The following is an 11,734-nucleotide window of genomic DNA, read 5'->3' as shown; positions in this document are numbered from 1 at the left end:
CCTGCCCAGCCGCGACTTCCCCATGCTCGTGGACCTGCACCTGCAGGGCAGGCTGCCGCTGGAGAAGTTCGTCACCGAGACCATCGGCCTCGACCAGGTCGAGGAGGCCTTCCACCGGATGGAGCGCGGCGAGGTGCTGCGATCGGTGGTGGTCCTGTGAGCCCCATCGACCGGGTCGTCACGTCCGGCACGTTCTCGCTCGACGGCGGCACGTGGGACGTCGACAACAACGTCTGGATCGTCGGCGACGAGCGCGAGGTGCTGGTCATCGACGCCGCCCACGACGCCGACGCGATCGCCGCCGCGGTCGGGGACCGGCGCGTGGTCGCCGTGGTGTGCACCCACGCCCACGACGACCACGTCAACCAGGCCCCGGCCCTGGCCGACCGGTTCGGGGCGCCGATCCTGCTGCACCCGGCCGAGGCGCCGCTGTGGGAGATGACCCACGCGAACCGCAAGCCGGACCGGGAGCTCGCCGACGGCGAGACGCTCTCCGCGGGCGGGGTCGAGCTGCGGGTGCTGCACACGCCCGGCCACTCCCCCGGCTCGTGCAGCCTGTACGTGCCCGACCTGGGCACGGTGTTCACCGGCGACACCCTGTTCCAGGGCGGACCAGGGGCCACCGGCCGGTCGTACTCGTCGTTCGACACGATCATCGAGTCGATCCGGGGCCGCCTGCTCACGCTGCCCGGCGAGACGGAGGTCCGCACCGGGCACGGGGACTCGACGACGATCGGGACCGAGGCGCCGCACCTGGAGGAGTGGATCGCGCGCGGCCACTAGCCCCACCCAGCACCGACGAACGGGCCGCTCGTCGGAACCCGTCCGACGAACGCGCCGCTCGCCGGAACGCTCGAGGGCCGCGCCGGCCTGCCGGCGGCGCCGCGCGCCGGGCGGGCAGGCCCCGGCCTGCCCGCGAACGCCGCCCGTAGGGCCGCGGAGGCTCGCAGGTCACGGGTCGCGAAGCGACCGCGCTAGCGACGCCGGTAGGCGACGTTCACCTGCGAGGAGCGGCCCCGCACCCCGCGCGGCGCCGCCGGTGGGACCCACCCAGCAGCGACGAACGGGCCGGTCGTCGGATTCACCGGGCCACGGGGCGCCACGAGCACGCGACCACCCCGGCGCACAGCAGCGCCGCCGCCGTCGCGAACGCGGCCGGGTAGCCGAAGGGCTCCGCCACCGCGCCGAGCCCGAGGGCGCCCACGCCCGTACCCGCGTCGTAGGCGATGTTCCACAGCGCGCTCGCCGCCCCGTACCCGCTGCTGCCGAACGCGGCGAACAGCAGCGTGAGCGAGTCGTTCTGCACCATCCCGAAGCCGAAGCCGACGGCCGCCGCCCCGACGACCACCAGCGCCCCGCCGCCCACGACCTCGGCCCCCATCCCCGCGGCCGTGAGCAGCATGCCGGGGACGAGCAGCCGCCCGCCCCAGCCGAGCCGGTCCACCAGCTCGCCCGCCACCAGCCGCCCGAGGAGCGCCCCCGCCGCCGTCGCCAGCAGGGCGGCCGGCACGAGCAGCCCCGCGCCCGGCACGGCGAGCGGGAGGAAGGTGATCAGACCGCCCTGGGCGACCGAGCAGGTGATCATCGCGAGCGCCGGGACCAGCGCCGAGCGGGTGCCCCACCGCGGTCGCGGGCCCGCGGGGGCGGCGGACGACGGGCCGGGCATCCGGATCCCCGGCACGAGCAACGCGCCCAGCACCGGCGCCGCCCCCGCCACGACGAACACCGCGGTGAAGCCGAACCGCTCGACCGCGGCCACCCCGACCGCCAGCAGCACGAGCTGCGGCACCCCGACGGCGAGGCCGTAGCGGCCCGCCGCCCTGCCGTGCTGCTCGCGCGGCACGAGCTCGGCCACCAGGGCGCTGCCGGCAACGGTCGCGAGCCCGAACCCGACGCCGCGCACCGCCGACAACGCGAGCACCGGCGCGAGCTCGGGCGAGAGGGCGAGGAACGGAGCCGGGGCGCCGAGCAGCGCCGACCCGGCCGCGAGCACCCAGCGGTGGCCGATCCGCACGAGCAGCCACGGCACCGCGAGTTGGGTGGCCACCGTCGTCGCCATCAGCACGGCCGTGGTGGCTCCGGAGCCGAACGCCCCCGAGCCACCCCGCTCGACCCAGAGCGGAACGACCGGCAGCAGCAGCGCGTACCCGCTGAAGCACAGCAGGGTGCTGGCGAGCATGAACCGGAACGGGGCGCCGGTGATCCCGGCGGGGACGCGGCTCGAGACCACCCCCCGAGCGTAGGTCCCGCCCTTCCGGGTGGCCGGGAGCGTTGGTTATCGTGCATCGTTAGCTGGGACTCATAGTGGAGTTAGAGGTGCCTAATGCAGGAGGTGGGACGCCGATCGGTGCTGGTCGCGGCCGGCCTGCTCGCGCTCTCCGGCTGCGTGGCACCGCCACCGTCGCCCACTGAACCGATCGGCCACCGCCGCGTCCGCGTGACCACCACCACCAACTTCCTCACCGACACCGTCGAGCGGATCGGCGGCGACCGGGTGGAGGTCACCGGCCTCATGGGCCCCGGCGTCGACCCGCACCTCTACCGGGCGAGCGCGGGCGACGTGCAGGCGCTGCGCGGCGCCGACGTGATCCTCTACTGCGGCCTGCACCTGGAGGGCCGCATGGGCGAGCTGTTCGCCGAGCTCGCCGACCGCCAGCCGACGAGGGCCGTGACCGACGGCATCCCCCGCGAGCTGCTGCTCGCGCCCCCCGGTGCGACCACCGAGCACGACCCGCACGTCTGGTTCGACGTGTCGTTGTGGGCGCGGGTCAGCGAGGAGGTGGCCGCCGCGCTCGCCGCGCGCGACCCCGAGCACGCCGACGGCTACCGCGCCCGCCTCGCCACCTACCTCGACGAGCTCACGGCGCTCGACGCCGAGATCGAGCAGCTGCTCGCCCCCATCCCGCCCCCGCGGCGCGTGCTCGTCACCTCGCACGACGCGTTCGCCTACTTCGGCCGCCGCTACCGGCTCGAGGTCGCGGGCATCCAGGGCATCTCGACCGCGGCCGAGGCCACCACCGCCGACGTCGAGCGGGTGGCGCAGCTGGTGGTCGAGCGGGGCGTGCCCGCCGTGTTCATCGAGTCGAGCGTGCCCCGCCAGACGATCGACGCGCTCCTCGCGGCCGCCGCCCAGCGCGGCGCCCGCATCCGCGTCGGCGGACAGCTCTACACCGACGCCGCGGGCGACCCCGGCACGCCGGAGGGCACCTACATCGGGATGGTGCGGGCCAACGCACGACGGATCGCCGAAGGGCTCGCCGACCAGAGGGGATGACGCGATGCTGATGTCGACCGGAACGCGGACCGCCACCGCCCTCGAGGTGCAGGGGCTGACCGTCTCCTACCGCTCGACGCCGGTGCTCTGGGAGGTCGACTGCGCGTTCCCGGCCGGGCACCTGTCGGCGATCGTCGGGCCGAACGGGGCGGGCAAGTCCACCCTGCTCAAGGCCGCGCTCGGCCTCGTCCCCGCCGACGCGGGCCGGGTGCTGATCAACGGCGTCGAGGGTCCGGACGCGCTCGACCAGGTGGCGTACGTGCCGCAGGCGGAGTCGGTGGACTGGGACTTCCCGATCACCGTGCGCGAGGTCGTCGAGATGGGCCGATACCGGTCCGCGGGCTGGTTCCGCCGCCTCTCGGCCGGCGACCGCGCCATCGCGGAGGAGTGCCTGGACCGGGTCGGGATGGCGGGCTTCGCCAAGCGCCAGATCGGGCAGCTGTCCGGCGGCCAGCGCCAGCGGGTGTTCCTCGCCCGCGCGCTCGCGCAGCGGGCCCCCGTGCTCGTCATGGACGAGCCGTTCGCGGGCATCGACGCCCGCACCCAGGAGGACCTGCTGCGCCTGCTCGGCGAGCTGCGCGACGCGGGGGGCTCGGTCATCGTCGTCCACCACGACATGGCGCAGGTGCGGGCCGCGTTCGACTGGACGCTGCTGCTCAACGTGCGGGTGCTGGGCTGCGGGCCGACCGAGGACGTGCTCACCACCGAGGCGGTCCGCGCGGCGTACGGGGCGGACGTGACGTGGCCGGGCTGAGCGCGGCGCTGGGGCTGCCGTACACCGACGCGGTCGTGATCGCCGGGTCGCTCGTCCTCGGCATCACCAGCGGCGTGCTGGGCGCGTTCGCCGTGCTGCGCCGCCGCAGCCTCGTCGGCGACGCCGTCGCCCACGCGACGCTGCCGGGCGTGTGCGTCGCGTTCCTCGTCGCGGGCGCGAAGGACGTCCCCGGGCTCCTGGTCGGCGCCGCGCTGGCGGGCCTGGTGGCGGCACTGCTCATGGTGGGCATCGAGCGCGCGAGCCGGATCCGCCCCGACGCGGCCATCGGCGTGGTGCTGTCGGGGTTCTTCGCGATCGGCGTCGTGCTGCTCACCCACCTGTCCAACAGCGCCGACGCCGACCAGGCCGGCCTGGAGAACTACCTGTTCGGGCAGGCCGCCGGGCTGCTGGAACGCGACATCGCCGTGATGGCCGCGCTCGCCGCGGCGGCGCTGGTCGTGGTGGCGGTGCTGCGCCGGGCGCTCACCACCACGCTGTTCGACCCGGGCTACGCGGGCTCGATCGGGCTGCCGGTGCGGGCGCTCGAGACCCTGATGACGGCGCTGCTCGTCGTCGCCGTCGTGATCGGGGTGCGGGTGGTCGGCGCCATCCTCATGGTCGCGATGCTCGTGGTGCCCACGGCCGCCGCGCGGCAGCTCGCCGACCGCTTCGGGGCCGTCCTCGTGCTCGCCGGGCTGATCGGCGCGGCCGTCGGCGTCACCGGCGCGCTCACGGCCACCCGCGCGCAGCTGCCCACCGGGCCGGTGGTCGTCCTCACCGGCTTCGTCGTGGTGATGGCGGCGCTGCTGCTCGCGCCCGGGCGGGGCGTGGTGTGGCGCGCGCGGCGGCTCGCGGCGCGGCGCAGGACCGTGCTGCGCGACGCCGTGCTCGCCCACCCCGACGCGCCGGTCACCGGGTTGCGCGACCGCCTGGTGCGCGCCGAGCTGCGCCGCAGGGGCCTGCTCACCCGCGACGGCGCGCTCACCCCCGCGGGGGAGGCCGCCGCCCGGGAGGCCGCCGAGCGCAGGGCGCTGTGGACGGCGTGGCTCGAGCACGGCTCGTCCATCCGGCTGCCCGACGCCCGCGAACCCGATCCCACCGACCTGCGCGGCAGCCTCGGCGACGACGCGGTCGCCCAGCTGCGCGCCCGCGCGGGGAAGGGGGCCGCCGATGCCTGACGGGCTCCTCATCGTCGTCGTCGCCGGGCTGGTGGCCACCGCCTGCGGGCTGCTCGGCCCGTTCCTCGTGCTGCGGCGGATGGCCCTGCTGTCGGACGCGGTGAGCCACGCCGTGCTGCCCGGGATCGTCGCCGTCTGGCTGGTCGCCCACACCCGCGCCCCGCTGCCGGTGATCATCGGGGCGGCCGCGTTCGCGGTGCTCTGCGTGCTCGGCATCGACGCGATCCGCGCCACCGGGCTCGTCGCCTCCGACGCGGCGATCGCGCTGGTCTTCCCGGCGCTGTTCTCGCTGGGCGTCCTCGGCGTCACCCGCTACGCGTCGGGCATCCACCTCGACCTGGACTCCACGATCTACGGCGAGATCGCGTTCGTGCCGTTCGACACCGTGTGGCTCGGCGGCCACGAGGTCGCCCGCTCGGCCCTGGTGCTCGGCGGGGTGGTGCTGGCGAACCTGCTGCTGGTCACGTTGCTGTGGAAGGAGCTCAAGGCCACCACGTTCGACCCGCAGTTCGGCGCCACCGTCCGGCTGCGCCCGGCGCTGCTGTCGCGACTGCTGCTGGTGGCGGCCGCGGTCACCGCGGTGGCCTCGTTCGACGCGGTCGGGGCGATCCTCGTGGTGACGCTGCTGATCGTGCCCGCCGCCACGGCCTACCTGCTCACGGACCGGCTCGTCACGATGGTCGTGCTCGCGATCGCCGTCGGCTGGGTGGGCGCGGCCGCGGGCTACGCGATCGCGCTGCCGATGGACAGCTCCATCGCGGGGGCGATGGGCCTGGTGTGCACGGCCTGCTTCCTGCTGGCGCTCCTGCTGTCGCCCCGCCACGGCGTGCTCACGCGCCGGTGGCGGCGGGCGAGGTTGCCGGCGGGGCGGCACCGCACGGCACCCTGAAGGCGTGCCGCTCCCCGACACCGACTTCCCCGCAGACCCGTACCCCGGCGCCGTGCCGGACTTCTCGTTCGCGCACGTCGACGGGGAGTCGCACGTGCTCGACACGCGCAGCTGGACGATCGGCGGCACGCCCGTCGACGCCTGGCTCGCCCGCCGCGGCGGCCCGCCCTGCGCGCAGCGGATCCCGCTGCTGGCCTACGGCTCGAACCGGTGCCCCAGCAAGATCACCTGGCTGCGCCGGGCCCTCGGGATGGGCGAGGACCCGGTGGTGGCGCTGCGGGTGCGCACCCGCGGCGTCGCGGCGGTCTGGGCGAGCGGGCTGCGCAAGCGGGACGGCCAGCGCCCCGCGGTCCTCGCCGCGGCCCCGGGAGTCGTCGAGGAGCACGTGCTCTGGCTCGCGACGGCCGAGCAGATCGCGGTGCTCGACCGCTGCGAGGGCCGCGACGCGCGGTTCCGGCTGGCGCGGCTGCGCACCGGGGAGGTGCGCACGACCGACGGCGTGCTGATCCCGCAGCCGTGGTGCTACGTCGGCCACGGCGCGATCCGCCGCCCGCTGCACGTGGCCGGGGCGCCGGTGCGCTGCGCCGACGTCCCGCAGGACGCGGCGCTCGGGCTCGTCGGCGAGCCGGGCGACGACGGCCTCGACGCCCCGACCGTCGTCGGCGCGCCGCACCCCGACGAGTGGCCGGCCACGATCTTCGTCTACGGGCTGCTGCAACCGGGGCAGCGCTCGTGGCCGCTGGTCGAGCCGCACCGGGCGGGGCCGCCGCGGCCCGCGAGCGTGGCCGGAACGGTGTACGACACCGGCCTCGGCTACCCGGCGCTGCGCTGCGGCGGCGGGGGCCGCGCCCCCGGCTGGCTGGTGCCGGTGCGCGACCCGGCCGCCCTCCTGCCGCGGCTCGACGCCTACGAGGGCAGCCAGTACCGCCGCGAGCGCCTCGTCACGACCGACGGCACCATCTGTTGGGCCTACGTGTGGCAGGGCCCGTCGGGCGGGCTGCGGCCGCTGCCCGCCGGCTGGCGTTAGGTCGCCGGGGCGGGCCGCAGCAGCGCCGCCGACACCCCCGGGAGCGGCTTGCGCGCGCTCTCGGTCACCGCGATGACGGCGACCATCGAGATCACCGAGGCGATCACGAGGTAGATGCCGGGCATCGCGTTGTTGCCGGTGCTGAGCACCAGCGTCTCGAGGATGAACGGCGCGGTGCCGCCGAAGATCGACGTCGAGAGGTTGTAGCCGATCGAGAAGCCGCCGTAGCGGACGTCGGTGGCGAACAGCGCGGGCAGCGTGGCCGACATCGTGCCCAGCAGCATCACCAACAGCAGCCCGAGGATGGCCAGGCCGGCCACGGTGCCGCCGACCGTGCCCTGCGCGAGCAGCATGAACGACGGGTAGCCGAGCACGATGAACCCGACGCAGGCGGTCACGATCAGCGGCTTGCGGCCGACGCGGTCCGACAGCGCGCCCACCGGGATGATCACGAACATGATCATCAGCATCATGCCGAGGATGTAGAGCAGCGCCGGGGTCTCCTCCAGGCCGAGCGTGGTCTGCAGGTACGTCGGCATGTAGAAGAGGATCGTGTAGACCGCGACGTTGTAGAACAGCACCAGCCCCATGCAGATCAGCACGGGCCGCCAGTGGTGGACGATCGTCTCCTTCAGCGGCGACTCCGAAACCTGGTGGGACTCCTCCATCTCGAGGAACGCCGGCGTGTCCTCCAGCTTGCTGCGCAGGTAGAGCCCGACCAGCCCGAGCGGGCCCGCGATCAGGAACGGGATCCGCCACCCCCACGAGGCCATCGCCTCCGGCGACAGGCCCAGCTGCAGCACCGTCACCATGCCCGCGGCGAGCACGAAGCCGCCGGTGGTGCCGAACTCGAGGAAGCTGCAGTAGAAGCCGCGCTTCCTGTCGGGCGCGTACTCGGCGATGAACGCCGCGGCACCGCCGTACTCGCCGCCCGTGGCGAAGCCCTGCACCAGCCGGGCGATCACGAGCAGGATCGGCGCCACCCAGCCGGCCGCGTCGAACGTCGGCAGGAGCCCGATCGCGAAGCTCGCCCCCGACATCACCACGATCGTCAGCGCGAGCACCCGCTTGCGCCCGATCCGGTCGCCGAGCGGCCCGAGGATCGTGCCGCCCAGCGGCCGCACCAGGTAGGCCACGGCGAAGAGGGCGAACGTGAGGGCGATGTTGGCGCCCTCGTCACCGCCCGGGAAGAAGTTCATCGCGATGTAGATCGCGACGTAGCTGTAGATGCCGTAGTCGAACCACTCGACCAGGTTCCCCATGGCGGCCGCGCCGACCGCCTTGCGCACGGTCCGTTCGTCGACCTCGTGCGCTCCCTTGTGTTGCTCCGTGGCCATCAGGCCCCCCTTACGCTCTTGCCGGCCGAACCTAAGAGCGGTCGCGGGAGCCCGCAAACGCTGGCACTACGGTCGGTGCGTGCTGGAGATCGCACGGATCAGCAAGCGGTTCGCTGCTCGGCAGGCGCTCGACGACGTCTCGTTCACCGTCGAGCCGGGTGAGGTGTTCGGGTTCGTCGGCAGCAACGGCGCGGGCAAGACCACGACGATGCGCATCGTGCTCGGCGTGCTGTCCGCGGACACGGGCGAGGTGCGGTGGAAGGGCCGCCCCGTGGACGCCGACCTGCGGCGGCGCATCGGCTACATGCCCGAGGAGCGGGGCCTCTACCCGCGGATGCGGGTCGGTGAGCAGCTGCGCTACCTCGCCCGGCTGCACGGCCTGTCGTCCGCGGACGCCGGCGCGGCCGTCGCGCGGTGGACCGAGCGGCTCGGGGTCGACGCCCGCCTCGGCGACGAGGTGCAGAAGCTCTCCCTCGGCAACCAGCAGCGCGTCCAGCTGTGCGCGGCGCTGGTGCACGACCCCGAGGTGCTGGTGCTCGACGAGCCGTTCTCGGGGCTCGACCCCACGGCGGTCGAGGTGATGAGCAGCGTGTTGCGGGACAAGGCCGACGCGGGCGTGCCGGTGATCTTCTCCAGCCACCAGCTCGAGCTCGTGGAACGGCTGTGCGACCGCATCGGGGTCATCGCGGGCGGTCGCATGGTCGCCGTCGGCACCGTCGCCGACCTGCGCGAACGCGCCGCGTCGGGCGTGGTGCTCGACGTCGAGGGCCCGCCGGTGGGGTGGGCGGCCGGGCTGCCCCGCGTCGAGGTGCTGCACGAGGAGGTGCTGGGCGACGACGGCGCCGCCCGCACGCGCGTGCGCCTCACCCCCGGCACCGACGACCAGGAGGTGCTGCGGGCCGCGCTCGCCGCCGGACCGGTCCACGAGTTCCACCGGTGGCGCCCGCCGCTCACCGAGCTCTACCGGGACGTGGTGCAGGCCGGGCCGGCGGAGGTGGCGGCGTGACCGCCCCGCTGCCCGCGCACAGCGCGGTGCTGCTCGTCGCGCGCCGCGAGTTCGTCACGCAGGTCCGCTCGCGCAGCTTCGTGATCGGGATCGCGGTCACGCTCGTGTTCTTCGCCGGGATCTTCCTGCTCGGCGCCTACGTCAACGGGCGGGCCTCCAGCCACGAGCTGGGGGTCACGGCGCAGGCGGCGGCGCTGCGCGCCGGCCTCGAGCGGGCGGCGGACGCCGAGGGTGCCCAGCTCACCGTCCGCGAGGTCGACGAGGCCAGCGGCCGCGAGCAGGTGCGCGACGGCGCCCTCGACGCCCTCCTCACCGGTTCAGCGGGGGCCTACGACCTGGTCGGCCACGACTCGGTGGACGGCGGCCTGCAGGCGATCGTGCAGGCGGCGGTGGACGAGCAGGCGGTCGCGGCCGCGCTGGCGGGCGCCGGGATCGACCCCGCGGAGCTGGAGCGCTCCTCCGCGCTCACCGTCAGCACGCTCGAACCCGGCGACAGCGGGCGCGGGCAACGGCTCGCGATCGCCCTCGTCGGCACCCTGCTGCTGTTCTTCTCGCTCAGCGGGTACGGCAGCCTCGTCGCGACCGGGGTGGTCGAGGAGAAGCAGAGCCGGGTGGTCGAGCTGCTGCTCGCCACGATCACGCCGTGGCAGCTGCTCGCGGGCAAGGTGCTCGGGCTGGGCGCGGTCGGGCTGCTGCAGCTCGTGGTCCTCTGCGCGATCGCGGGCCTCGGCGCGGCCGCGGCGGGCGTGCTCGCGCTGCCCGGAGCCGCGCTGGGCATGTTCGTGATGGTCGTCGTGTGGTACCTGCTCGGCTTCTTCCTCTACGCCGCGCTGTACGCGGCCGTGGGGTCCACCGTGTCACGGCAGGAGGAGCTGCAGTCGGTGGTGGCACCGATGATCTTCCTGCTGCTGATCCCGTTCATCCTCACGATGAACCTCTTGCCCAACGACCCGCGCAACGGGCTCGCCGCCGTGCTGTCGTTCGTGCCGTTCTTCGCGCAGACCGTGATGCCGGCGCGCTACGCGCTCGGCGTCGCGTCGCTGCCGGAGGTGCTGGTGTCGGCCGCGCTCTCCGCCGCCGCCATCGTGGTCGTGGTGCGGGTCGCCGGGCGCGTCTACCGGAACTCGGTGCTGCGCACCGGCGCCCGCGTCCGCCTCCGCGAGGCGCTCCGCGCCTCCTCCTGACGGGTCAGGACGCCGGGGCCGGGCGCGGCCGGGGCGACGGGCGCGGGCGCGGCGCCTCGGCCGCGGCCGGGGCGGCCTGCGGGGCGGGCGCGGGCCGCGGGGCGGGCGCGGGCGGTTCGGGCAGTTGCCACTCCTCGCCGTAGTCCGCGCGGGTCGCCCGCTGCGACCGCACGACCCACGCCGCGATCGCGACCACCACGGCCAGCACGAGCCACCGGCCGCGACGGCCCCGGTGTCCCTCGACGTTCTCCGCCATCGACATCACCCTTCCGCCGGATGCGCTCGAAGGGTAAGCCGTTCGGCCGCCGATCGCGCCGCGCCCCGCCCCGCGTTTCGGGTCAGCGCTCGGCCATCGGCACGTACGGGCGCTCGGTGGCACCCACGTACAGCTGGCGCGGCCGGCCGATCTTCGTGGTCGGGTCGTTGATCATCTCGCGCCAGTGGGCGATCCAGCCGGGCAGGCGACCCAGCGCGAACAGCACCGTGAACATCTTCGTCGGGAAGCCCATGGCCCGGTAGATCACGCCGGTGTAGAAGTCGACGTTCGGGTAGAGCTTGCGCTCGATGAAGTAGTCGTCGGCCAGCGCGCGCTCCTCGAGGGCCTTCGCGATGTCGAGCAGCTGGTCGTTCACGCCGAGCTTCTTGAGGATCTCGTCGGCGCTCTGCTTCACGATCCGGGCGCGCGGGTCGTAGTTCTTGTAGACCCGGTGGCCGAAGCCCATCAGGCGGGCGCCCTTCTCCCGCTTCTTGACCCGCTCGATGAAGGCGTCGACGTTGCCGTCCTCGACGTCGCGGATGCGCTGCAGCATCTCCAGCACCGCCTGGTTGGCGCCGCCGTGCAGCGGCCCGAACAGCGCGTTGATGCCCGCCGAGATGCTCGCGAACAGGTTGGCCTGCGACGAGCCGACCATCCGGACCGTGGACGTCGAGCAGTTCTGCTCGTGGTCGGCGTGCAGGATGAGCAGCACGTCGAGCGCACGCACGAAGTCGGGGTCGACCTCGTACGGCTCGGCCGGGAACCCGAAGGTCATCCGGAGGAAGTTCTCGACCAGGCCCAGCGAGTTGTCCGGGTAGAGCAACGGCTG

12 protein-coding genes and 1 pseudogene are annotated in these 11,734 nt (G+C 74.5%); 9 read left to right on the top strand and 4 right to left on the bottom strand.

Annotated features, from left to right (window positions below; genetic code table 11):
* Both VKZ81_RS03645 and VKZ81_RS03640 read left to right on the top strand, forming a co-directional pair.
* Positions 1-160, top strand: a pseudogene (locus VKZ81_RS03645) (S-(hydroxymethyl)mycothiol dehydrogenase); the annotation flags it as partial.
* Positions 157-783 (top strand): MBL fold metallo-hydrolase, encoded by a 627-nt coding sequence (locus VKZ81_RS03640; protein WP_324239955.1) that lies wholly within the window; start codon positions 157-159, stop codon positions 781-783. The pseudogene VKZ81_RS03645 and the gene VKZ81_RS03640, both read left to right, overlap by 4 nt.
* Before the next feature lie 298 nt (positions 784-1,081).
* Here the strand turns inward: VKZ81_RS03640 and VKZ81_RS03635 are convergent, their stop codons facing one another.
* Positions 1,082-2,230, bottom strand: coding sequence for an MFS transporter (locus tag VKZ81_RS03635; protein ID WP_324239954.1), 1,149 nt, complete (start codon positions 2,228-2,230; stop codon positions 1,082-1,084).
* A 93-nt stretch (positions 2,231-2,323) separates the two neighbouring features.
* On the opposite strand from VKZ81_RS03635, the gene VKZ81_RS03630 reads away from it, so the two are divergent.
* From VKZ81_RS03630 to VKZ81_RS03610, 5 genes are read left to right on the top strand one after another with little or no spacing between them, the layout of a single operon-like run.
* Entirely contained in the window at positions 2,324-3,274 is a 951-nt protein-coding gene (locus VKZ81_RS03630) for a metal ABC transporter solute-binding protein, Zn/Mn family (RefSeq protein ID WP_324239953.1), read from the top strand.
* A gap of 4 nt (positions 3,275-3,278) precedes the next feature.
* Complete coding sequence (locus VKZ81_RS03625; RefSeq protein WP_324239952.1) at positions 3,279-4,028, top strand: metal ABC transporter ATP-binding protein; 750 nt, start codon at positions 3,279-3,281, stop codon at positions 4,026-4,028.
* Positions 4,016-5,206, top strand: a complete 1,191-nt coding sequence (locus VKZ81_RS03620) for an iron chelate uptake ABC transporter family permease subunit (protein WP_324239951.1) — start codon at positions 4,016-4,018, stop codon at positions 5,204-5,206. Before VKZ81_RS03625 ends, VKZ81_RS03620 begins: the two co-directional genes overlap by 13 nt.
* The gene (locus VKZ81_RS03615; protein ID WP_324239950.1) at positions 5,199-6,095 is read left to right on the top strand and encodes a metal ABC transporter permease; all 897 of its coding nucleotides are present in this window, start codon (positions 5,199-5,201) and stop codon (positions 6,093-6,095) included. Before VKZ81_RS03620 ends, VKZ81_RS03615 begins: the two co-directional genes overlap by 8 nt.
* A 4-nt stretch (positions 6,096-6,099) precedes the next feature.
* On the top strand, positions 6,100-7,122 hold the full coding sequence (locus tag VKZ81_RS03610) for a gamma-glutamylcyclotransferase family protein (protein WP_324239949.1): 1,023 nt from the start codon (positions 6,100-6,102) through the stop codon (positions 7,120-7,122).
* On the opposite strand, the gene VKZ81_RS03605 is transcribed toward VKZ81_RS03610, so the two are convergent.
* The gene (locus tag VKZ81_RS03605; protein WP_324239948.1) at positions 7,119-8,459 is read right to left on the bottom strand and encodes an MFS transporter; all 1,341 of its coding nucleotides are present in this window, start codon (positions 8,457-8,459) and stop codon (positions 7,119-7,121) included. The two genes, VKZ81_RS03610 and VKZ81_RS03605, sit on opposite strands and share 4 nt — an antisense overlap.
* A gap of 79 nt (positions 8,460-8,538) precedes the next feature.
* On the opposite strand from VKZ81_RS03605, the gene VKZ81_RS03600 reads away from it, so the two are divergent.
* A complete protein-coding gene (locus tag VKZ81_RS03600) occupies positions 8,539-9,465 on the top strand; it encodes an ABC transporter ATP-binding protein (RefSeq protein WP_324239947.1) in 927 nt (308 codons plus the stop codon).
* Positions 9,462-10,649 carry an ABC transporter permease gene (locus VKZ81_RS03595; protein ID WP_324239946.1) on the top strand — a complete coding sequence of 396 codons (1,188 nt, stop codon included), beginning with the start codon at positions 9,462-9,464 and terminating at the stop codon, positions 10,647-10,649. Before VKZ81_RS03600 ends, VKZ81_RS03595 begins: the two co-directional genes overlap by 4 nt.
* A gap of 4 nt (positions 10,650-10,653) precedes the next feature.
* Here the strand turns inward: VKZ81_RS03595 and VKZ81_RS03590 are convergent, their stop codons facing one another.
* Together VKZ81_RS03590 and VKZ81_RS03585 are read right to left on the bottom strand one after the other, a co-directional pair.
* Entirely contained in the window at positions 10,654-10,905 is a 252-nt protein-coding gene (locus VKZ81_RS03590; RefSeq protein ID WP_324239945.1) for a hypothetical protein, read from the bottom strand.
* 82 nt (positions 10,906-10,987) lie between these two features.
* The coding region (locus VKZ81_RS03585) for a citrate/2-methylcitrate synthase (RefSeq protein WP_324239944.1) at positions 10,988-11,734 on the bottom strand (747 nt) is incomplete at its 5' end.

This window comes from Pseudonocardia sp. (genome assembly GCF_035305885.1).
Classification (GTDB): domain Bacteria; phylum Actinomycetota; class Actinomycetes; order Mycobacteriales; family Pseudonocardiaceae; genus Pseudonocardia.
This window is presented reverse-complemented; position numbering and strand designations above follow the sequence as displayed.